General features: G+C 58.6%; 18 protein-coding genes and 1 tRNA gene. 9 read left to right on the forward strand and 10 right to left on the reverse strand.

Annotation, left to right across the window (positions count from 1 at the left end; translation table 11 throughout):
* The first annotated feature begins 2 nt into the window (after positions 1-2).
* From AC2FH6_RS05525 to speB, 5 genes are all read left to right on the forward strand, one after another.
* Positions 3-1,085, forward strand: a complete 1,083-nt coding sequence (locus AC2FH6_RS05525) for a DUF1513 domain-containing protein (RefSeq protein ID WP_271948192.1) — start codon at positions 3-5, stop codon at positions 1,083-1,085.
* 99 nt (positions 1,086-1,184) lie between these two features.
* A complete protein-coding gene (gene speA, locus AC2FH6_RS05530; protein ID WP_496701610.1) occupies positions 1,185-3,074 on the forward strand; it encodes a biosynthetic arginine decarboxylase in 1,890 nt (629 codons plus the stop codon).
* 21 nt (positions 3,075-3,095) lie between these two features.
* Positions 3,096-4,319 carry a saccharopine dehydrogenase family protein gene (locus AC2FH6_RS05535; protein WP_496701612.1) on the forward strand — a complete coding sequence of 408 codons (1,224 nt, stop codon included), beginning with the start codon at positions 3,096-3,098 and terminating at the stop codon, positions 4,317-4,319.
* Between the two features lie 86 nt (positions 4,320-4,405).
* Positions 4,406-5,575, forward strand: coding sequence for a carboxynorspermidine decarboxylase (gene nspC / locus AC2FH6_RS05540; protein WP_496701613.1), 1,170 nt, complete (start codon positions 4,406-4,408; stop codon positions 5,573-5,575).
* A complete protein-coding gene (gene speB / locus AC2FH6_RS05545) occupies positions 5,572-6,414 on the forward strand; it encodes an agmatinase (protein ID WP_496701614.1) in 843 nt (280 codons plus the stop codon). Before nspC ends, speB begins: the two co-directional genes overlap by 4 nt.
* Here the strand turns inward: speB and AC2FH6_RS05550 are convergent.
* The 3 genes from AC2FH6_RS05550 to AC2FH6_RS05560 all read right to left on the reverse strand — a co-directional run bounded on the left by AC2FH6_RS05550 (position 6,411) and on the right by AC2FH6_RS05560 (position 8,894).
* Positions 6,411-7,001, reverse strand: a complete 591-nt coding sequence (locus tag AC2FH6_RS05550) for an HD domain-containing protein (protein ID WP_496701616.1) — start codon at positions 6,999-7,001, stop codon at positions 6,411-6,413. The two genes, speB and AC2FH6_RS05550, sit on opposite strands and share 4 nt — an antisense overlap.
* Before the next feature lie 108 nt (positions 7,002-7,109).
* Entirely contained in the window at positions 7,110-8,249 is a 1,140-nt protein-coding gene (gene lptF, locus AC2FH6_RS05555; RefSeq protein WP_496700732.1) for an LPS export ABC transporter permease LptF, read from the reverse strand.
* Between the two features lie 162 nt (positions 8,250-8,411).
* The gene (locus AC2FH6_RS05560) at positions 8,412-8,894 is read right to left on the reverse strand and encodes a MarR family winged helix-turn-helix transcriptional regulator (protein ID WP_271948203.1); all 483 of its coding nucleotides are present in this window, start codon (positions 8,892-8,894) and stop codon (positions 8,412-8,414) included.
* Positions 8,895-8,971: 77 nt separating this feature from the next.
* On the opposite strand from AC2FH6_RS05560, the gene AC2FH6_RS05565 reads away from it, so the two are divergent.
* On the forward strand, positions 8,972-9,853 hold the full coding sequence (locus AC2FH6_RS05565; protein WP_271948205.1) for an EamA family transporter: 882 nt from the start codon (positions 8,972-8,974) through the stop codon (positions 9,851-9,853).
* 73 nt (positions 9,854-9,926) lie between these two features.
* Complete coding sequence (locus tag AC2FH6_RS05570) at positions 9,927-10,946, forward strand: hypothetical protein (protein ID WP_496691697.1); 1,020 nt, start codon at positions 9,927-9,929, stop codon at positions 10,944-10,946.
* Between the two features lie 145 nt (positions 10,947-11,091).
* Here AC2FH6_RS05570 and AC2FH6_RS05575 read toward each other — a convergent pair.
* A tRNA-Trp gene (locus tag AC2FH6_RS05575) sits at positions 11,092-11,167 on the reverse strand.
* 143 nt (positions 11,168-11,310) lie between these two features.
* Here AC2FH6_RS05575 and AC2FH6_RS05580 point away from each other — a divergent pair.
* Complete coding sequence (locus tag AC2FH6_RS05580; protein WP_496696211.1) at positions 11,311-12,018, forward strand: lysophospholipid acyltransferase family protein; 708 nt, start codon at positions 11,311-11,313, stop codon at positions 12,016-12,018.
* Here AC2FH6_RS05580 and AC2FH6_RS05585 read toward each other — a convergent pair.
* The 5 genes from AC2FH6_RS05585 to AC2FH6_RS05605 all read right to left on the reverse strand — a co-directional run bounded on the left by AC2FH6_RS05585 (position 12,015) and on the right by AC2FH6_RS05605 (position 19,191).
* The gene (locus tag AC2FH6_RS05585; protein ID WP_281972450.1) at positions 12,015-12,260 is read right to left on the reverse strand and encodes a MoaD/ThiS family protein; all 246 of its coding nucleotides are present in this window, start codon (positions 12,258-12,260) and stop codon (positions 12,015-12,017) included. The two genes, AC2FH6_RS05580 and AC2FH6_RS05585, sit on opposite strands and share 4 nt — an antisense overlap.
* Complete coding sequence (locus AC2FH6_RS05590; RefSeq protein WP_496696213.1) at positions 12,253-14,508, reverse strand: xanthine dehydrogenase family protein molybdopterin-binding subunit; 2,256 nt, start codon at positions 14,506-14,508, stop codon at positions 12,253-12,255. Before AC2FH6_RS05590 ends, AC2FH6_RS05585 begins: the two co-directional genes overlap by 8 nt.
* A complete protein-coding gene (locus tag AC2FH6_RS05595; RefSeq protein ID WP_496701619.1) occupies positions 14,508-14,987 on the reverse strand; it encodes a (2Fe-2S)-binding protein in 480 nt (159 codons plus the stop codon). The genes AC2FH6_RS05590 and AC2FH6_RS05595 overlap by 1 nt, the downstream gene beginning before the upstream one ends.
* Positions 14,984-15,850, reverse strand: a complete 867-nt coding sequence (locus tag AC2FH6_RS05600) for an FAD binding domain-containing protein (RefSeq protein ID WP_496691700.1) — start codon at positions 15,848-15,850, stop codon at positions 14,984-14,986. Before AC2FH6_RS05600 ends, AC2FH6_RS05595 begins: the two co-directional genes overlap by 4 nt.
* 128 nt (positions 15,851-15,978) lie before the next feature.
* Entirely contained in the window at positions 15,979-19,191 is a 3,213-nt protein-coding gene (locus AC2FH6_RS05605) for a reductive dehalogenase (RefSeq protein ID WP_496701621.1), read from the reverse strand.
* Positions 19,192-19,267: 76 nt separating this feature from the next.
* Between AC2FH6_RS05605 and AC2FH6_RS05610 the strand changes: the two genes are divergently transcribed.
* Positions 19,268-20,173 (forward strand): LysR family transcriptional regulator, encoded by a 906-nt coding sequence (locus AC2FH6_RS05610; protein WP_496701623.1) that lies wholly within the window; start codon positions 19,268-19,270, stop codon positions 20,171-20,173.
* Here the strand turns inward: AC2FH6_RS05610 and AC2FH6_RS05615 are convergent.
* On the reverse strand, positions 20,160-21,428 hold the full coding sequence (locus AC2FH6_RS05615; protein ID WP_496701625.1) for an NAD(P)/FAD-dependent oxidoreductase: 1,269 nt from the start codon (positions 21,426-21,428) through the stop codon (positions 20,160-20,162). The two genes, AC2FH6_RS05610 and AC2FH6_RS05615, sit on opposite strands and share 14 nt — an antisense overlap.
* Positions 21,429-21,454: the final 26 nt, after the last annotated feature.

Raw genomic sequence — 21,454 nt, forward strand, 5'->3', positions numbered from 1 at the left:
CCATGACAAGCCGCCGTCAATTCCTTGCGGGCCTGGCTGCAGCTAGCCTTGCCCCAACACAAGGTTGGTCGACTGTCGGCGCGCCAGATTTCCTGGCGGCGGCGCTGTTTCCGGACGGCACCTATCGGCTGGCGGGCCTGAGTTCTGAAGGCGGTATCTTATTCTCTCTCCCCCTGCCGGCGCGCGGCCATGCCGCTGCGGCGCATCCGTCACGCGCGCAAGCCGTGGCTTTCGCTCGCCGCCCTGGCACCTTTGGCGTGGTGATCGATTGCAAGAGCGGAACCCAAACCGCACGGATGGATGCTCCCAAAGGCCGCCATTTCTATGGCCATGGCGTGTTTTCCCGAGATGGAACCCATCTGTTCACCACCGAGAACGACTATGAGGCCGGTGAGGGTGTGATTGGCGTCTGGGACTCGGAGGACTACACGCGGTTGGGCGAGTTTTCTTCGGGCGGGGTCGGGCCGCATGATATGCGGCTCATGCCGGATGGGGAAACTCTGATCATCGCCAATGGCGGCATTGAAACGCATCCTGAAACGGGCCGAACCAAGCTGAATCTGCCCATCATGCAACCGAGCCTAGCCTATCTGAGTCTGTCAGGCTCGGTCCTGGAACAGATCGAGCTGCCCCACACACTGCATAAAAATTCGATCCGGCACCTTGCCGTTCGATCCGACGGTCTGGTCGGGTTTGCAATGCAATGGCAGGGCAACAAGTCAAACCACCCGCCTTTGCTGGGACTGCACAAAAGAGGCGAGGCTCCGCGCCTGCTTGCAGCCCCGGAATCGGTGCAAAGTGCCTTGCAGGGTTACGCTGGCAGCATTGCTTTTGCCGGGGACGGCAAAACCATCGCCATCACCTGCCCTCGCGGCAACAGTTTGCTTCGGTTCGACAGCTTGACCGGTCAACTTAACGACACGACCCCGCTTGAGGATGTTTGCGGCCTGGGTGCCGGGCCTTCCGGTTTTGTCTTCACCACAGGCACCGGACTGGTCGGAGCGCTTACTGCCAAGGCCCGCATTTCCGCCCGGCCGGATTGTCAGTGGGATAACCATCTGGTTCCCGTTGGTCTGCCTGTATAAATTCGGAAATACCCGTCACATAGATTACACTTGGACGAATCGAATTGCTGCCGTATTGGCGGGCGCGAAGCAGGCACCCTAGGTTAAGGACAGACTTGATTGAAACAGACGCCCGACGCACCGCATTCCATCTACGGGGTTGAGAAATGGGGCAAAGACCTCATCGAGGTGACGGAAGACGGCGAAATCGGTCTGCGCAATCCCCTTGCGCCCGAGGCCGAGGCGATCAGCCTGCCCGGCATCCTGCGTGATCTGGACGATCGCGGCATCAAGGCCCCGATGATCCTGCGCGTCAGCTCCTATCTGGAGCACGAGATTGTCCATATTAACGAATGCTTTGCAGAGGCGATTGCCCGGGTTGGGTACAAAAGCAGCTATCGCGGTGTCTTTCCGATCAAGGTCAACCAACAGGCTCAGGTGGTCGACCGGATCGTCGAGTTTGGGAAGAAGTACAATTATGGCCTTGAGGCTGGCTCAAAACCGGAACTTGTGGTCGCGCTTGCCCATCGTCTGGCCAATGAGGCGCTGATCGTCTGCAACGGCGTCAAGGATGCCGAGTTTATCCAGCTGGCCATCCTCAGCCGTAAAATCGGGTTCAATACGGTGATCGTGCTGGAAAGCCCGAAAGAGGCCGACACGGTGATCGAAGTCTATAACCAACTGGGCATCGAACCGCTGATCGGCGTACGGGTTAAACTGACCAACCAGATCAGCGGGAAATGGGAAGAAAGCTCGGGCGACCGTTCCGCCTTTGGTATGAACACCGATCAACTGGTCGCCACGGTGGACAAGCTGAAGGCCGCCGGATTGCTGCACTGCCTGAAGCTGCAGCACTCGCATCTTGGATCGCAGGTGCAGGACGTCAATGACGTGCGCCGCGCCGTGGGTGAGGCCTGCCGATACTATACCGAACTGACCCGCGAAGGCGTACCGCTGACCCATCTGGACTTGGGTGGAGGCATGGGCGTGGATTACACGGGCGAAAAGAAAGCCGCCGAAAACTCGATCAATTACACGGTCGAAGAATACTGCGCCAACGTGGTCGAAACCGTGGCCTATGCCATGGATGAAGCCGAGGTTGAGCACCCCACATTGGTCACCGAAAGCGGGCGCGCTATCGTTGCGACCTCATCCATGCTGGTGTTCAACGTGCTGGAAAGCACGCTTTATGACGCGCCGGATGGGCCGGAAGTCGAGGCGGATGACCATCATCTGGTGTCAGACCTTGCAGCTGTGCACGGATACCTCTCCAGCGACCGTCTTCAGGAATGCTGGAACGACGCCACTTTTTATCGCAACGAGCTGCGCGCCCTGTTCCGCCGCGGATATATCGACCTGCGCCAGATGGCGCGCGCCGAACGCATTTATCTGTCATTGATGGCCCGCCTCAAGGCGTTGGCTGCCAGTGATGAGCTCGACACGGATGTCGACGAACAGTTGGAAAAAGTGGCTGATATCTATCACTGCAACTTCTCACTGTTCCAATCGCTGCCCGACGTCTGGGCCATTGACCAGCTACACCCGATCGTGCCGCTGCAGGGTCTGAACGAAACGCCCGACCGCCGCGCGGTGCTGTCCGATATCACTTGCGACAGCGACGGCAAGATCGACCGGTTTATTCTGGCCGAAGGTGTCTCGCCCAGCCTGCCGGTACATTCCCTGCCCGAGAATGACGAATACTTCATGGGCGTCTTCTTTGTTGGTGCTTATCAGGAAACGCTGGGCGATCTGCACAACCTGTTCGGCGACACCAATGTGGTTACCATCGACCTGCGCTCTGATGGCGGTTTCGATCTGCTGCACGAGCAAGAAGGCGATACCATTGGTCAGGTCCTGTCCTATGTCGAGTTTGATCCGGCCGACTGTGTCGCCGCCTTCCGCAAAATGGTGGACGAGGCGATCTCGACCGGTACTCTGCTGGCCAAAGACCGCAAGACCCTGATGAGCGCATATCGCGACTCGATCAATGGCTACACCTATTACGAATAACCCCCGAGAGGAGATGACCCCATGGGAACTTTTAGTGGCAAAACGCTGGTTGTCGGCGCGGGCGGCGTCTCTCACGCTGCGGTGCACAAGATGGCGATGAATTCGGACATCTTCACTGAAATCACGCTGGCCAGCCGCACCAAGTCGAAATGCGACGCCATTGCCAAGGCCGTGAAAGAGCGTGTGGGCGTTGATATCGCTACTGCGGAGCTGGACGCTTATAAGGTCGCGGACACGGTCAAACTGATCAAGGACACCGGTGCCGAGGTCCTCGTGAACCTGGCCCTGCCCTATCAGGACCTCGTGTTGATGGACGCGTGCCTTGAGGCGGGCATCCACTACATCGACACCGCGAATTACGAGCCCGAGGATGAAGCCAAGTTCGAGTATCACTGGCAATGGGCCTATCAGGATCGGTTCAAACAGGCGGGACTGACCGCCATCCTCGGTTCGGGCTTTGATCCGGGCGTGACGTCTGTCTTTGCGACGTGGTTAAAGAAACACAAGTTGGATACGATCCGCCAGATCGACGTGCTGGACGCCAATGGTGGCAGCAACGATCAGGAATTCGCCACCAACTTCAACCCCGAGATCAACCTGCGCGAAGTGTTGGCCGAAGTGCGCCATTGGGAAGCTGGCGAATGGAAACACTCCCCCGCCATGACCCATAAGGTCGAGTTCGATTTCCCCGCCATCGGCCCCAAAAACATGTACCTGATGTATCACGAGGAGCTGGAGAGCCTCTCCACCCATTTCCCCGAGATCGAGCGCGCCCGCTTCTGGATGACCTTCGGCGACGCCTACATCACCCACGCCAAGGTGTTGGAGAATGTCGGCATGACCCGCATCGACCCGGTGATGCACGACGGTAAAGAGATCATCCCGATCCAGTTCCTGAAAACCCTACTGCCCGATCCCGGCGATCTGGGTGCCGAAACCAAGGGCAAGGCCTGTATCGGCGATATCGCCACGGGTCAGGCCAAGGATGGCTCGGGCGAGAAAACCTATTACATCTATAACATCTGCGACCACGAGGAATGCTACGCCGAGGTCGGCAGCCAAGCGGTTAGCTATACTACTGGCGTTCCGGCTATGATCGGTGCCGCGCAGGTGCTCAAAGGCAACTGGACCGCGCCAGGAGTGTGGAACATGGAACAGCTCGACCCGGATGATTTCATGGACATGCTGAATGAACATGGTCTGCCATGGCAGGTCCACGAACTAGACGGCCCGGTCGAGTTCTGATCCGCAAAGCTTCATCTGGCCCTAAATACCTCGGGGGGTCCGGGGGGCAGCGCCCCCCGCCCTCTCCAAATTCGGAGACGCCTGATATGTCCGACATGATGACCACACAAGCAGGCGATGCCGGTGCTTTCCGCAATTTCGACCTCACCCGCGTGCCGACCCCGTGCTTTGTGGTCGACGAAAAAGCAATTGAGAAAAATCTGGCGATCCTGTCCGATGTCGGCAGCAGGTCCGGTGCACATGTCCTCAGCGCGCTCAAAGCGTTCTCGATGTTCTCGCTGGCCCCCTTGGTCCGCCAACACCTTGGCGGCACCTGCGCCAGCGGTATCTATGAAGCCCGTCTAGGCCGCGAAGAATATGGCGGTGAGGTCGCCACTTACTGCGCCGGGTACAAAGACGCTGACATCGATGAAATCCTGTCACTGTCCGACCACATCATCTTCAACTCACCCGCACAAAAGGACCGGTTCCTGACCAAAGCACAGGCCGCCAAAGTTCAGGTCGGCCTGCGCATCAATCCCGAACACTCCGAAGGTGAAATCCCTAAATACGATCCCTGCGCGCCGTGTTCGCGTCTGGGCACGCCAGTCAGCCATCTAAGCGCTGAAATCATGGCCGGGGTCGATGGCTTGCATATGCACACCCTCTGCGAACAAGGGTTCGAGCCCTTGCGACGCACCTGGGAAGCCGTTGCACCAAAACTCGCCCCGTTCCTGGGTCATCTCAAATGGCTGAACTTCGGCGGTGGCCACCATATCACCCGTGACGACTATGATCGTGATGGGTTGATCGCGTTCATCAAGGCGATCCGCGAAACCCATGACGTCGACGTCTATCTTGAACCCGGCGAGGCTGTGGCACTGGATGCGGGCATTCTGGTGGGCGAAATTCTCGACCTGCCGACCAATGGCATGACCCTTGCGATCACCGACATCTCGGCCACATGCCACATGCCCGATGTGATCGAAGCCCCCTATCGCCCTGCCCTGATGGACGAGGCCGAGGCAGGGCATACCTACCGTCTGGGCGGCCCCTCCTGTCTGGCCGGGGATGTGATCGGCGACTACACGTGGGACAAACCGCTTGAGATCGGCCAACGCTTTGCCTTCCTCGATCAGGCGCATTATTCGATGGTCAAGACCAACACGTTCAACGGCGTCCCCTTGCCGACCATTGCCCTGTGGAACAGTGCGACGGACGAACTGAAACTCATCAAACAGTTCGGCTATGACGACTTTAAAGAGAGGCTCTCATGAGCGTTTTCCTCGACAGTGAATTGACCACATCGGAACGGACCGAAAACGCCCGGTTTCGTGTAATCCCAGTACCGCTGGAGCGCACGGTATCCTACGGCTCGGGTACAGCCGGTGGCCCGGCGGCGATCATCGAGGCCAGCAACGAGCTGGAGCGCATCACTGGCCTTGCCGAGCCTTGCACAGCGGGTATTTTCACTGAGGAACCTTTGAACTGTGACGGCCCTATGCCTGCAGTGATGGAACGCCTTGCCCTGCGCACCGAAGCCGCCATTCGCGCTGGTAAAGTGCCGGTTACTCTGGGCGGTGAGCATTCTCTGAGCTACGGTGCGGTGATGGGTGTGGCCCGCGCGTTGAACCAACCGATCGGGATCGTCCAGATTGATGCGCATGCGGACCTGCGCAACACGTATCAGGGTGAAAAGCACAGCCATGCCTCGGTCATGCATCTACTGGCCGAAGAAGGCGTCCGACTGGCCCAATTCGGCGTCCGGGCCTTTTCGACCGAAGAGGCGCAGAGCCGGGTGAAGAACAGCGTGTTCCACATTGATGCCGAGGAGCTGGTCACCGGTAACATCAACGCGGTCGATCTGCCCAAGGATTTCCCCGAACTGGTCTATGTCAGCTTTGATGTCGACGGGCTGGACCCTTCGCAAATGCCGGCCACAGGAACACCCGTGCCCGGCGGCTTGGGCTATTATCAGGCGCTGCAACTGGTCGAGCATGCCCTTCGGGGGCGCAAATGCGTGGGGTTCGACGTGGTCGAGCTGGCCCCGGACGGCAATGCCGCCTGGGACTTTACCGCCGCACAGATCGTCTACCGTCTGATGGCCGCCTGCTAACCTTCGGCGGTTTCGTTCAACTCCATATGCCCCTCGCCGCGGCTTAGGACACGGCGCAGCATCGGCTCGAAGAACTCCAACGGTTTGGTCGGGTAATCCGGATCGAACGCCTTTTGGTCGTATTCATGGCAGAAATAGCGGCATTCCCCCCAATAAGGACTGTCGCGGTACTTGTCTCGGGCGTTGCGGTCTCCGCCCAGGTGGTGATTGTAGTAATAGCCCTGGAACACGCAGTGATGTTTGAGGATCCAATGGGTTTTCTGGCTGACATAGGGCTTCATCATCGCCGCTGACAGCTCTCCATGGTTATAGGGAGACAGGATATCGCCGGTGTCGTGGATCAGCGCTGCGACGACCAGCTCTTCTTCCGCCCCATCCTCATAGGCGCGCGTCGCGGCCTGCAGGCTGTGCTGATAGCGGTTCACGGGATAGGGCGTCCAATCCTCGTCCAGCGAACGGATCGCATCCAGTATCCTGTCCGGCAACGCGGCGTTATAGGCCTCTTCGTATTCCATGACGGCGTCCCAATCGGCCTTGGTCGCCTCTTCAAAGCTGGTCCAGGTGGGTTTGTGGGTTTTGTCCAGCATGGTCCGGTCCTTTTGACTGATCATCCAACCGCAGCCTAACGCAGAAAACCTGAGCGAAAAAACGAATTAGCTTGGCCGAAGAACATTGCGCCGAAATGCGCCGTAACTTCAGGCTTGGGACAATGCCTGCGAGTGTTTTCTTGCGCGCACGCGCAGAAGCGGACGACCTGCAATCAAAAGAAACAGGCACGAGATCAATATGCCCATGACAGCAGGCAAATAGAGCAATAGCCACAATTTCGGGTCTTCGATCACCAACGGCGACACAAAGCCGCGCATACCTTCCAAAAGGACCAGAATTATGAATGCTCCAAAAATCTGTGGCCACAGGCCAAATCTGGAAAAGCTGCCCAACATAAGGGTTGCATAGCCCGCCATTGCGACCGCGATACAAATGGTGATCCATGAAAATCGCTGATGCAGCTCGTCGATCAACGCGCCCTCAGTGAACCCTTCTGCTGCCGCAATCGCAGCCCGGTCGCGCAACAGCTCTGCGGTGGGAATGGCCTCGAGGCTTCGCTCGGCCGTGTTGTCGGTACTCGTCAATTCTGAGATGTCATAGGACGCGTCCTGAAACAGTGTAGACGACAGGGTACGTCCCTGCCGGTCCTGACGCAGGGCAACCCCGTCAACCATCACCAGATGAATGCCCGAGCCGTTATTGACCAGATAAGCTGTTTGGCTGGAATAGCTGACCGGGCTGGTTTTATCCCGCCGGTCCGAAACAAAAACTTCGCGCAAAGTCCCGTCCTGATCAATCCCCCCAATATAGACGGTCACGTCACTTGCAGGATGCAGGAATTCGCCTTCATTCAATAACTGCGCTGTGACGTCACCCGCCACTTCGGCCTGCCGTTTTTCCAGTAGATCGACCGAGGCCGGGCGCAGGAAAACACTGATCGAGGCCATCATCAGACCAGCAACAAGACCGAACAGAACCACAGCGCGAGCCAGCCGCCACGGGCTGGAACCTGTGGCCAGCATCACCGTAAGCTCGCTTTCACGGCTCAGGCGGTTGGTGGCATAGACGGCCGCTGCGAACACGGCCATGGGCATCACCGTACGGATCAGCGTCGGCAAAGTAAGAGCGGTAAATTCAAGAAACACCATGGCCGATTGACCACCGCTGATGACACGGTCAAACAGGCTGACCGAGCGGGTGATCCAGAAAACCCCCACCAGAATCAGAGTGAAAAAGCCGAACAGAATCAGCAGTTGCCGCAGGAAATATCCATCGAAGCGCGACATGTATCCTCATCCGGCTACCTGAAATTCGTTTGAACAATATGCCAATCCCCTGACCGAGGAAACCGCATAGCCCAAGAATTATAGAATTTGAGCCGTGCGCACTAAAACGGCTTATGCCACATCGGAATTGGCACCCCGGTCCAGAATGCTTACCTGCCTGGATCAGTCCAGCGTTTCAGACAACGATCTGAGCAGGTGATTGAGCTGATCGCGCTGTTGCAGGGACAAACCCTGAACCAGGCGCTGCTGAGTCTCTACATGATCCGAAACGGCGGCCTCGATCGCTTTGAACCCATTTTGGGTAAGACGGATCAGGAAGCCCCGGCCATCCTCAGGGTTTTGCACTCTTTCGACCATCCCCACCTTAACCAGTTGATCGACGCGATTCGTCATTGTGCCGGACGTCACCATTGTAAGCTCCAAAAGCTCGCCAGGTGAAAGACCCTCTGGCTTGCCAGACCTTCGCAACGTGGCAAGGACATCAAAGCTGGCAGCGTTCATGTCATGAAGAGCCCAAGTATTCTCCATCGCCCTTCGCAACTGAACCGCCAACCGCGTCAGTCGACCAACGGTTTCCATCGGCCCCACATCCAGGTCGGGCCGGGCACTGTTCCACTGCGCGATAATTCGCTCCACATGATCCATGAGTTCTGGCTAGCCCAACTTTATCTTGACGTCAAGATTTTGCAATATATCTTGACGTCAAGATAAAGGGATTCGCCATGAGACACCAAACCGACATCGCCCTAACTGCTGTTGCCCCTTTGATCTGGGGTAGCACCTATTATGTTACGACCGAATTTTTGCCCGTCGGATATCCGATCACGATGGCCGCGCTGCGTGCGCTGCCTGCCGGACTGCTGCTGCTAGTTTTGTCCCGTCAACTTCCAAGGGGTCATTGGTGGGGCCGCATATTCATTCTGGGCGCGCTCAATTTCACCGTGTTCTGGACCCTGCTTTTCGTCGCGGCTTACAGGCTCCCCGGTGGGGTCGCAGCCACTGTCGGCGCGGTACAACCTCTTATTGTAGTCTTCCTGTCGGCATTTCTGCTGAACACCCCGGTTGGGCTGAGATCGGTCGGCGCAGCGCTGCTGGGGGTGATCGGCGTCGGGTGCCTTGTCCTCGGAACAGCTATCAATCTTGATACGGTTGGCCTGATCGCTGGACTGGGTGGCGCCCTTTCGATGGGGGCAGGAACTGTCCTGACGCGCAAATGGCAACCGCCAGTGCCGCTGCTGACATTTACCGCTTGGCAACTAACCGCCGGCGGGCTGTTGCTGGTGCCGCTTGCACTGATATTTGAGCCCGCCTTACCAGCGCTTGAAACAAACAGCCTTCTCGGAATTGGATATCTGAGCGTCATCGGGGCTGCCCTGACCTATATCCTGTGGTTCCGAGGCCTCGCCCGGATCGAACCCTCTGCGGTCTCGGCACTTGGCTTTCTCAGCCCGTTATCCGCCGTATTGATTGGTTGGGTCATGCTTGGGCAAAACTTGACCTTTGTGCAGATCGCCGGTGTCTGTATCGTACTTCTGGCGGTCTGGCTGGGGCAAATGGGCAAGCGTACCGGCCGTTCGATTGTCACCATCAGAAAGCCCGCCTGAAACTCCAGGCATCGATGTACGAGTTTTGTGCTAAACTGTGTGCTGTGCAACGCCCCGGCAAGAAAGGTATCACGTGTCAAAAAGCCGAGTAAAACCGCGCTATTTTGCCATCGCCCTGCTGCCGGTATGTGTTTTCGCAATCCATAAACTGATCCAGAACCAAATGATCGCCAATGAACTGGACGTTCCAGTGAACTTTGTGTTGAGCGGTAGCTCTTGGCAAGAAGCCGTTGGTCGGTTTCGGTTTCTTGCCGCGTCCTGGTTCTTTTTATCGCTGGCCTTGTTGCCCGTGGCAGTCTTGTTCCGGACCCTGTCACGCCCGATCGAAAAAAACACCCGGATCGCGGCAATCGCGATTGTAGTCGCCATCGTGTTTCTGGCTCTCGTGCCGACCATTCAAAAGCATATGACCGACCAAAGCCCGCAGATTTACCACCAGATCGGCAAAGCCGTTTTTGAAACAGCATTGTCGCAAGGCACCTTACCGGCATGTTCCGGTTCGGAAGATAGCTGGATGTTTGGGAAATGCGGGCAGGCCCCTGTTCTTTCGCTGTTCAACCGTATTCTGGACCTGGTGAATGCAATGGCCGGCCTTGCGATCGGGTCGCTGATTGTCGGAATGATATTGTGTCTTGGTCGGCATGAATCTCAGGACATCGAAGCAACCGCAGCTGAGCTGGCGCAAAACCTGCGGCAGATGCGGCAGCAGCTCTACCTGTCCAGTCTGGTGCTGACCTTCGGCATGTTCTTTGCCGCAAGCTGGATGTACTGGCCCTTGCCCATGATCGCTGAATCAGAAAGGGCCGCCTATAGCGCATTGCTCAACGCATCGGCCTTGTTCACCGGCACATATTTTTGCTTGCTAATGCTCAGCTACTTTCTTCCCGTGGCAGTCCTTCTGGACGGAAGAATTTCTAACCTCGCTTTGGCTGCCCGAAATCAGGGCGGCACAGACCAGGCATTCGACATTGATGACTGGAGATCGTCGCATAAGCTGACAGAAGGCACAGGTGACATCATCCGCGCCGGCTTCGCCCTGACGGCCCCAATCTTGGCCGCTTTTGCCGGTGGCATATCACCGATTTTGGGTTAGACCGTGATTTGTTGAGCAACCAGAACGCGGTTTATCGCATCGGTCGAATGCTCTGCTGGTCCAAGTTGTAACAGCTAGGCTGCGCAAAGGGTCACTCGTGTCCCATTCCGCCCAAGCTGGCACAAACTTCTGGCAATGGAGAGAATGGCAGGGGCAGCAGGGTTCGAACCCGCGACCTACGGTTTTGGAGACCGTCGCTCTACCAACTGAGCTATACCCCTAAGGTCCGCCTCAAATATGCCAGCCGCGCGGCGGACTCAAGAGGCTTTTTCAGATTCCTCCTCAGTTATGCGCACGACAAACAAGTTGCGTATGGCGTTGAGTTCTATAAGACACGGTTTGATCAATATGAGGGTCACCATTCGTGAGTATCCGCAAGAAAATCGCCGATAGCGAGGCCGTCCTGAATTGGACCGCCCGCCGCATCGCGAGCTATATTCGGATGGTCAACCGCAACACCCAATGGCAACGCATCGGCTATGAAGAGCTGGACCAACTGGCCGATCAGGGCGAGCCGGTCATCGTTGTCCTTTGGCATCAGCGACTGGCACAATCGCCCTATTTCTTTCCGTTGGATAAGGGGCGTATCTGCTCGATCACATCTTCGGCACGCGCTGGCAGCATGGTTGGTCGGGTGCAGAAACTGTTCGGCATGGACACCATCGCCATGACCAGCAAAAACGCCAACAACATCGCAGTGTCACGCGAAGTGATCGGCAAGATCAAGCGGGGCATTTCCATCGGTATCGCCGCTGACGGCCCGCGCGGTCCGGAACGGGTGCTGTCGACAGTGCCTCTGGTTTGGGCACGCACCTCGGGCAAGCGGGTCTTCGGTATCACCTATTCCGCCCGCCACGGCAGCGAGGCCGGAACCTGGGATCGCCTGCTGATGCCGCGCCCCTGGCGCAACAAAGGCGTGTTTCTGTGCCGGGAATGGACCGAAAACGTTCCCCGCAAGACCAGTGAAGAAGAACTCGAGACCCTGCGGTTAAGCCTTGAGGCGCATATGAACGACATCACTGCCGAAGCAGACAGGATGGTCGGGCGCGAACCCTGGTTACCCAAGGGCTAACCGCCGCGCAGCCTTTGCATCAGATACACTTCGCTGCCTTCGGGGATCGGTTCGGTCAACCCGCTGGCGATCACGCGCCCATTGATTGAGATGGATACACCGGCATCTATCGGCGCCTGAAGCTGCGGATGTACCCGCGCGAGCGCCTGCAACAACTCGCCGGTGGTTTTAGCCTCGACCTCGACCACCTGCTGACCCCCGGTCAAAGACCGGAGGCCGGACCACAGGTGAACCTCAACCATTGTCCTTGAGCGCCGCCAGAATGCGCGGCGGTGACATTGGAAGTTGTTTCATCCGCACACCCGCCGCGTTCGAAACTGCGTTGGCGATGGCTGCCAGCGGCGGCACGATGCCGGTCTCGCCCACGCCGCGCACACCAAACGGGTGGCCGGGATTGGGCACTTCGACGATCACCGTGTCGATCATCGGCAGGTCGCTGGCGACCGGGATGCGATAGTCGAGGAAGATCGAGTTCTGCAGACGACCATCCTCGCCATAGACATATTCCTCGTTCAACGCCCAGCCGATACCTTGCGCCGCGCCGCCCTGATATTGGCCTTCGACATAGGTCGGGTGGATGGCCTTACCGGCGTCCTGGATGACCGTATAGCGAGTGATGCTGGTCTTGCCGGTTTCCGGGTCGACCTCGGCATCGACGATATGGGTGCCGAAGGACACGCCTGCGCCCTCGGGCGTCGCTTCGAAATGGCCCGAGATCGGACCGCCGGTCGCGCCCATATCAGCGGTGATATCAGCCAGCGGCATCGGGTCGAAATCACCTGCATTGGGGCCCGAGGGCACCGCGCAGCCGTTTTCCCATTTCACCGCATCCACCGGGATGCCCCACTTGGCCGCCGCCCGTTCGCTGAGCTTTTCGACCGCGTGCCGGGCCGCCTTGATCGTGGCCAGACCCGAGGCATAGGTCACGCGCGATCCGTGGCTAACGTCATTGTATCCCAGCGTCGCCGTGTCCGCGATGGTGACGCGGATATTCTCGTAGGGAATGCCCAGAACCTCGGCTGCCATCAGCGCCATCGACGCGCGCGAGCCGCCGATATCGGGCGTGCCGACCATCAGCTGGGCCGAGCCGTCCTCGGACAGGGCAAGCGACACCGATGTCTCGCCGCCGTGGTTGAACCAGAATCCACAGGATATCCCACGCCCCTGCCCTGGTTTCAGTGGCGCAGAATAGTGCGGATGCGCCTTGGCGGCCTCAAGCGTTTCGACCAGACCGATGCGTTCGTAGCGCGGGCCATAGCTGGCCTTCGTACCTTCGTAGGCGGCGTTTTTCAGACGCACGTCCACGGGGTCCAGACCCAGTTTCTTGCACAGCTCGTCAATCACCGACTCAACAGCAAAGGCTCCCATCGGTGCACCGGGCGCCCGGTAGGCCGCTTGTTTCGGGCGGTTGGCCATGACGTCATAGCCCACCTGCTTGACGTTAGTCAGGTTATAAGGAGCAAAGGCACACATGGCCGTCATATCACCCGGCGCGCCGGGGAAGGCCCCACCCTGCAGGCGGAACACGCCTTGCGCTGCGGTGATCGTGCCGTCTTTCTTCATCCCGATCTTGATATCCATCGACGCGGAGGCCGTCGGACCGGTGGCCCGGAATACCTCGGATCGGGTCATCACCAGCTTGACCGGGCGGTTGGCCTTGCGGCTCAGCGCCAGCGCGACCGGCTCGATGAATACGGTTGTCTTGCCACCAAAGCCGCCGCCAATCTCGGACGCCGTCACCCGCAGTTGCGATGTTTCGATCCCCAGCAAAGCCGCACAGGTTTTCTGCGCGATCCAGTGCCCTTGGGTGGTGCACCACAGCTCACCCTTGCCGTCATTTCCCAGCGTCGCCAAACAGGCATGAGGTTCGATATAGCCCTGATGGGTTGCCTCGGTGACGAAGCTGTCTTCAACGACCAGATCCGCCTCGGCAAAACCGGCTTCGACATTGCCATGCCCGCTTTCGTGATAGCGCACGACGTTCGGGTGCATCCCTTCGGGCACGGAATAATCCGCCGCCCCCTCGCGTATAACCGGAGCGTCCGGAGCCATCGCTTTGTCGACATCGGTCACATGGGGCAGCACCTCATATTCGACCTCAATCAGTTTGAGTGCGTCACGCGCCGACAGCGCCGAAGTTGCCGCAATAGCTGCCACCGCGTGGCCGTCATACAGGGCCTTCTCGCCTGCCATAACGTTTTCCAGCACGTTCCAGAACTCACCTTCAAGACCGGGCTTAAACGGCACCTCAGCGAAATCGTCACGGGTCACAACGGCTTTGACGTCTTTATGCGCTTGGGCCTTGGAGGTATCGATCTTTACGATCCGCGCATGGGCATGGGGTGAGCGCAGAATAGCCCCGTGCAACATGCCCGGCGCGGTGGCGTCAGCGCCAAATTTCGCGCGCCCCGTGACCTTGTCCAGCCCGTCAGGGCGGTTCGGTCGGGTACCAACGAAAGTGAATTCAGATTTGCGATCGTCGAGTGCCATTACGAAGCCTCCCGCAGTTCAGCCGCTGTATCCATCACGGCGCGAATGATCTTGTCATACCCGGTGCAGCGACACAGGTTACCGGCCAACCAATACCGTGTCTCTTCCTCGGTCGGGTTCAGGTTCTTTTCCAGCAACGATTTGGCCGCGACCAGAATACCGGGGGTACAGATACCGCATTGAAGAGCGGCATATTCAATCATCTTCTTCTGCAGCGGATGCAGAACGTCCCCGTCTGCAATACCTTCGACCGTCTCGATCTGTTTACCCTCTGCTTCGATCCCAAGCATCAGGCAGGAACAAACCAAACGGCCATCGACAGTTACCGAGCAGGCACCGCAATCGCCGGTGCCGCAGCCTTCTTTCGCACCGGTCAGGTTCAGCTTGTCGCGCAGACAGTCCAGCAGGGTCTCGCGTGGGTCACACAGGTATTCGACCGTGTCACCATTGACGGTGGTGGATACGTGGAACTTGCTCATGCTTGCTCTCCCTTGGCGCGGGCATAGGCGATTTTCGCGGCGCGTTTGGCCAGAACCCCGGCCACTTCGGTACGGAATGCGATCGTGCCGCGCTTGTCGTCGATCGGGTTACAGGCAGTAGATGCGGCAGCGGCAAGCGCGTCCAATGCAGCATCGTCAAGGGTGCTGCCCATGATCGCCTTGGCGCAGTCTTCGACAAGTAGAACAGTCGGAGCCACGGCACCCAGAGACACGCGGGCCTCGGTGATGGTATCCCCGTCCAGACGGAGATTCACACCTACGCCAACCACCGCAATATCCATCTCGGTCCTTGGGATGAACCGCAGATAGGCATCACCTCCGTTTTCGCCGCGTGCAGGAATATTGACCGCCGAGATCAGTTCACCCTTGGCCAAGGACGTTCTGCCGGGGCCGGTCGGAATATCTTCGACGGCAACCTCACGGATGCCACCTGGTCCGGTTACTGTCACGGTCACGCCCGCTGCCACCATGGCTGGCACCGAATCCGCCGCAGGCGAGCCATTGCACAGGTTGCCAGTCAGCGTCGCCCGCCCCTGCACCTGAGTCGATCCGATCAAATCCATCGCTTCGACCACGCCGGGCCAGTCGCGGCCCAACCCGGGATGTTCGCTCATTTCCGCACCCGTCGCCGCCACGCCCAGCGTCCAGCTGCCGTCAGCATTGCAGGTGATATCGCTTACGCCATTGATTTTCTTGATGTCTATCAATGTATCAGGCGTCACCAATTCCGAGCGCAACTGCACCAGAACATCGGTGCCACCGGCAAGAAACCGTGTAACGCCTTTTGCATTTTCTGCCAGAGCCGACGCCTCGGCAAAGCTGGCAGGGCTGTGATAATCCATGATTTTACCTCGCGCCTGTTGGTCAGGATCCACTGGGGTTCGCAGGGACGTTAGTGCAGCAACACACTGGCGTCCATGGCAAGAACGACCTATTTTTCGATCCCGAAATGTCGTTTCCAGACCTCGGATCAGAGGTCGATCTCGACCACCCCGTCCGGGTCCGCAGCACGGCTTTGGCACAGGATGATTGCGCCTTCGCGCTGCTTGTTCGACAGCACGAAATCCCTGTGCTCGATTTCACCCGAAATCACACCGCATTTACAGACGCCGCAAATTCCGTCCGAACATTTCACGTCGACCTGAATTCCGGCTTCGTTCAGCACCTGCGCCGCGTGTTTGTCGGCGGGAACCTGCAGCTCTCGCCCCGATTTGGCCAGTTTCAGCGTGAAAGAATGGTTCTCATATTCGGGCTGCTCGGGAACGGAGAAATACTCCAGATGCCGCGCCTCGTCTGGGAACCCCTGACGTTCCGCTGCCTGCATCACGCCTTCCATGTACCGATCCGGGCCGCAGGTATAGACGTGCCAACCTGCCTGATATCCCGACAGGATTGACTGTAAATCAGCGCGCGTACCTTCGTCCGAGAAATGATAGTGCACGTGATCGGCCCAGGGCATTGCGGCCAGATCGTCCAGATACCCCGCCCCGGCGCGGGTACTGGCCGAGTAATGCAGGTCAAAGGGTTTGCCCAGACTGTGCAGGCGGTGGGCAAAGGCGATCATCGGCGTGATGCCGATCCCGCCGCCCATCAGGAATGTCCTGGTGGCGGTCTCATCCAGTTCGAAATGGTTGATGGGTTTCGAGATGAAAACCTTGCGCCCTTCGGTAAAAATCCGGTGCAACAGGGCCGAGCCGCCCCGCCCCTCATCCTCGCGCAAGACACCGATCTGATAGGTCGCTGGGTTCGCCGGATTGCCGGACATTGAATATTGCCGCAGGAACTCTGGCGCGACCAGCACGTCCAGATGGGCGCCTGCGGTCCACTGAGGCAGCGGCGCGCCATCCAGCGTCGCGAACTCATATTTGGTCACATCATCCGTCATCCGGTCGACCATGCTCAGCTCGACCCGCATGACAGGGGCATCACCTGCGATCGAATAGTTGTGAACAACAGACATGTCCCCGGCGGCCTTGCGTGCCTTGTACTCCTCTGCCGTGACCATCGCTTCATAAGCTGCAATCCCGGCTTCGCGGTCCATGGCAAAAGGATAGGGCCAGGGATGCGGGGCCAGATAGGCGGGATAGACCGCCAGCGTCTGATCCTCATATTTCAGGGCAAGGTCCGTCTGCAGGTTGCGCCGGTTCAGCGGATGCTGGGTCGGGCGATACGCGCCGTCGGGCTGCAATTCGATATCCCACCACCATTTCTTGGTGTCGTTCAAGCCACCATTGCCCACCGCATCGTCCAGTTTCGCCAGCGCTGGCGCGGCTTGGGGGAAGTTCATCGCGGCCCAACGGAAGGGACGTTCCTTGAAGATGCCTTCCAGATTCCATGGGCAGGTTTTCATGCACCGCCCGCACATCGCACCACCCGATGTTGTCACCCGGTAAGTCGCGCATTTCTGGCTGTCGGACTTCCAGATTTCATAGCCGTTGAACATCAGTTTTGGCCCGGCGGTGATCGCCCCCGAGGGGCATTCTCGCGCGCATTTGTTGCAGCTTTCACAAAAACTCTGCAGTCCGAAATCTATCGGCTTGTCATGAGCCAGAGGCATATCTGTTGTGACCGCACCGGATTTCAGACGCGGGCCCAAATAGGGGTTCAGGATGACCTCGCCAATCCGGCTGACCTCTCCCAGTCCCGACAACAGCAAAAGCGGAGGCTGCAGCACCTCGCCATCCATCACCGTATGGGCCTTTGCCTTGTACCCAAGGTTGCGGATCTGCTGTGCAACGACCCCACCCAAAAGCGAGAACCGCAGATAGGCGCGCATGGATTGGGCCACTGCAATCCAGTCGTCACCACTGGACCCTTCCATGGTCTCGTAACCCTGATCAATGATCATGCTGATGGCTTGATCATGCGGCGGCGTGATCTCTTCTCCGGCAGCATCATGTGAATACCACGCCCAATCGGGGCACCGGCTGAGACCGACGGCATCCGCACCCAGAAAATAGGTCGCGGCCTTGATATTGGCGGCGTTCCGGGCGGCATCTGTCGGTGGCGTGGTCTGGGCACTGTCGCCATCCTGCAGCAGAACAAACGCGCCCAGCGCGCGCCGTTGCGCGAAACTGGGGGCCGCCTTGCGCACATAATGCCCACCCTTGGCGGCGTCCTGCAGAGTCTTACCCATGTCGCCGAATTGCGCCCGGGCAAACATGTCAGCCCGTTTGGGGACGCGTGCAACGTTTTCCTCGTCAATATAAGTTGTCGGCGTTTCGACACGCTTAAGCTTTTCGAAGGGATGCGCGCCGTCGACATAGCGCCGTTTGGCATAGGAGTCTCGGTTCAACGCATTCTTGGCAAAACCCGCCCCCAACCACCATGCCGGCCCTTGTGTGCGAAACCGCGGTTGCTGGGCCATCGGGCACAGCGGGCGGTCATGGGCGATCTCCATCTCGGTCGTCACTACGGCCAGCCCGAACCGAGTCCCAAGCCAAGGGGCGACAAGCTTTCCGCCTTCAACCGTGGCAAGACCCGCAGCGACCGCCAGTTTGCCCAGATCAACGTCCGACGACATCGCCGTATGCGCCCGCGCATCAAAGCCAAGCAGGCGGATGTAGTTGGCAATAACCACCGCATTTTCGGTCGCCAACAAACAAGCGCGATGATCCTGCGCATCCACGATCCAATCGGCTCCGGGCTCGGACGGGTCCGGGTCACGGTTGTGTTCATATAGGAACACGATTGCATGGCGGTGGCTGTCAATCGGTTTGGGTGCAGCCTCGATACTGTCTTTCAAATCCGCCATGATGACGTCAATACCCGAGGCCAGTGTCTTGGTCTGCCGAGTTCTTAAGGCATCTGACAGCCGGTCGATATCGGGATTACGGCGTGGCGCGGATAACAGCGCGTCGGACGGCAGCGGACCGCATCCGATCATCGACGCATCGTTGAAATAACCAAAGGCCTTCAAATGGTTGGCACGTTCGCGCGGCTCTGACGGGATATCGGCCATTGCCGTGTTCACCAGCCCGTTGCGGATCGCATCCATCATCGCCTGAAACTCACCCATCGCATTGACGATGCTGTGGGGCTGATCGGGTCGGCGAAAGCTAAGATCGCCCATAGGCGTCACCTGAGACAGGTCCGGCATTGTGTCCTGCCGCGCCAACCGCTCTAGCGGGTAGCCGCCCATATGAACTGGCCTGTTCCGGTCTGAAAAGAAACGGATTCCCATAGCGTGCCTCCCCTTGCCCGTCTGACCCTTAATGCCCGGTAGACAGCAATACCATTCATACTTAATCATAAATAATATGAATAAAAATGATTTCACTGATTTGGACGGCAAAGTCCTGCGGGTCTTTCTGACAATACTCGAGGAAAGCTCGGTCTCGAAAGCAGCCGATCGGCTGGGGGTCACGCAATCGGCAATCAGCCACACGCTGTCCAAACTGCGGCAGGTGCTGGGCGATCCGTTGTTTGTACGTTCAGGTCAGGGCCTGACCCCGACCGAACGGGCCTTGTCCCTGAAGGACCCTATTCAAACGGTGCTGGACGGGATGCGTGCCTTGACCGACGGTCGCCCCTTTGACCCGTTATCCGAACAGATCGACATTCGCATCGCCACAAATGACATGCCTCGCGAAGTGATATTCCCAAGGCTGTTGCGCGACACACGCGCCGAGGGTGCACGGCTACGGTTAGAGTTCATCCCATCGGGCGTTCCCGATCCGGACCTGTTGCGCAGCGACCGGTGTCAGTTGATGGTCACCCCTCTGCCGCCGGATGGGCCGGACATTTACCAGAAACGGCTGCTCGAAAGCCCGCTGATGATGTTTTATGATGCCAGCCATTGCACCCCGCCAAACAGTTGGCAGACCTACTGCGAGAGCGACCATATCGAGGTGCGCTTTGCCGATGGCCGCAACGCCCGTGCCGTCATGCGGGGTGTTGATCAAAGCCAGATCAGAGCGCCGATTGTTACCCTGCCCCATTTCAACGCGATTCCGGCCTTTGTGCGGGGCAGCTCATTGATCTCGACCGATACCGCCTTGATGAGACAAGGTCCTCTGGCCGGGTTGGACTGTGCGCATTTGCCCTTTGAATGCACCCCGGTTCCGCTTTACATGGTCTGGCACCAAAGGTCGGCCAATGACCCGGCGCATCGTTGGTTGCGCGCGCGGGTCGAGGCCATCGCCGCTGATCTCAGCGGGCCTTGACCAAATGGGCCAGTGCAGCACCGGTTTCAAAGTAGGCGTGACGCAGGCGGGTCCAGCGTTCAGTATGTTCCGCCACAGCGGGAACTGGCAGCAACGCTGGATCCCCTGCCAAAAGGCTCTCAGCCGCCATACGGCCAAACACCGTGCCCGGCCCGATACCCCGGCCTGAATAGCCATGGATCGAAACCGCATCCGGTCCGATCCGAGTGATCTTGGGAATGTGATCCGAGGTCATCGCAATGCGGCCATGCCATCCCTGCTGCAAGGGTTGATCCGCAAGCTGAGGATAAAGCTCTGACAGTTTGCGCTTGATCCATCCGGTATGCGCGGCGCTGCCCGCATGTTCTAGATTGCCCATTGCGCCGAGGATAAAGCGCCCTTCGTGATCCATTCGGAAAGAGGTCATGATCAGGCCGGTATCCCAACATCCTTCGGCTCCGGGCAAAATACTGGCGCGCAGATTGTCGGACAAAGGCGCGGTGGCGAATTGAAAATACGAGACAGGAACATAGGCCGGCGACGTGTCGGGCAGGTTTTTATGATACGCGTTGGTGGCCTGGATCACTGATTTGGCGCGCACCGTGGCCTGCGTGGTTTCCAACAGCCACTGGCCATCGACATGGCGCATCGTCATCACTGGGCTATGCGTGTGAACGCGTGCCCCGATTGCGGCAGCCGCGCGGGCCAGACCACGCACATATGCCATCGGCTGGATCGTTCCGGCGCGCGGGTCGAACAGAGCTCCACGAAAGGTGGCGCTGCCCGTGCGCTGGTACGTCTTGTCCGACGACAGCAACTCGACCGGAGCGCCTGCCTGACGCAACTGTGCATGGCGTATTTTCAAATCAGCAAGACCAGAGCCAGAATGCGCACAATGCAACGTGCCCGCGCGCATCGGCTCGCACTCGATCCCATGTGTCTGGATCACGCTGAATACTTCACTTGGGGCCGCCGCAAGGATTTCGATCAGACGTGTTCCGGCCGCATCCCCCAGATGAGCGCAGATTTCCGCAGGGCGTACCCAGAGCCCAGCATTAACCAGCCCCACATTGCGCCCAGACCCCCCATGCCCGATCTCTTGCGCTTCAAGCACACAGACCGAGGCACCGGCCCGTGCGGCCGTCAAAGCCGCGGAACAGCCAGTATAACCGCCGCCGATCACCGCAAGGTCCACAGACAAATCGCTGGTCAGCGGGGCGCTCTCCACATGCTCGCGGCAGGTGTGTAGCCAAAGGGATTGATCGTAGTCGCTCAATGCGGACTCCTTGCGGTGTCAAAAAC

It is taken from the genome of Ruegeria sp. CDSC045, assembly GCF_059610725.1.

What these genes read in the sequence shown, in the direction of transcription:
- AC2FH6_RS05550 (WP_496701616.1), bottom strand. Translation starts at nt 7,001, where the DNA reads ATGCTGGACAAAACCCACAAACCCACCTGGACCAGCTTTGAAGAGGCG.
- AC2FH6_RS05610 (WP_496701623.1), top strand. Translation starts at nt 19,268, where the DNA reads ATGAATAAAAATGATTTCACTGATTTGGACGGCAAAGTCCTGCGGGTC.
- AC2FH6_RS05525 (WP_271948192.1), top strand. Translation starts at nt 3, where the DNA reads ATGACAAGCCGCCGTCAATTCCTTGCGGGCCTGGCTGCAGCTAGCCTT.
- AC2FH6_RS05560 (WP_271948203.1), bottom strand. Translation starts at nt 8,894, where the DNA reads ATGGATCATGTGGAGCGAATTATCGCGCAGTGGAACAGTGCCCGGCCC.
- nspC (WP_496701613.1), top strand. Translation starts at nt 4,406, where the DNA reads ATGTCCGACATGATGACCACACAAGCAGGCGATGCCGGTGCTTTCCGC.
- AC2FH6_RS05565 (WP_271948205.1), top strand. Translation starts at nt 8,972, where the DNA reads ATGAGACACCAAACCGACATCGCCCTAACTGCTGTTGCCCCTTTGATC.
- speB (WP_496701614.1), top strand. Translation starts at nt 5,572, where the DNA reads ATGAGCGTTTTCCTCGACAGTGAATTGACCACATCGGAACGGACCGAA.
- AC2FH6_RS05595 (WP_496701619.1), bottom strand. Translation starts at nt 14,987, where the DNA reads ATGAGCAAGTTCCACGTATCCACCACCGTCAATGGTGACACGGTCGAA.
- AC2FH6_RS05600 (WP_496691700.1), bottom strand. Translation starts at nt 15,850, where the DNA reads ATGGATTATCACAGCCCTGCCAGCTTTGCCGAGGCGTCGGCTCTGGCA.
- AC2FH6_RS05590 (WP_496696213.1), bottom strand. Translation starts at nt 14,508, where the DNA reads ATGGCACTCGACGATCGCAAATCTGAATTCACTTTCGTTGGTACCCGA.
- AC2FH6_RS05535 (WP_496701612.1), top strand. Translation starts at nt 3,096, where the DNA reads ATGGGAACTTTTAGTGGCAAAACGCTGGTTGTCGGCGCGGGCGGCGTC.
- AC2FH6_RS05605 (WP_496701621.1), bottom strand. Translation starts at nt 19,191, where the DNA reads ATGGGAATCCGTTTCTTTTCAGACCGGAACAGGCCAGTTCATATGGGC.
- AC2FH6_RS05585 (WP_281972450.1), bottom strand. Translation starts at nt 12,260, where the DNA reads ATGGTTGAGGTTCACCTGTGGTCCGGCCTCCGGTCTTTGACCGGGGGT.
- lptF (WP_496700732.1), bottom strand. Translation starts at nt 8,249, where the DNA reads ATGTCGCGCTTCGATGGATATTTCCTGCGGCAACTGCTGATTCTGTTC.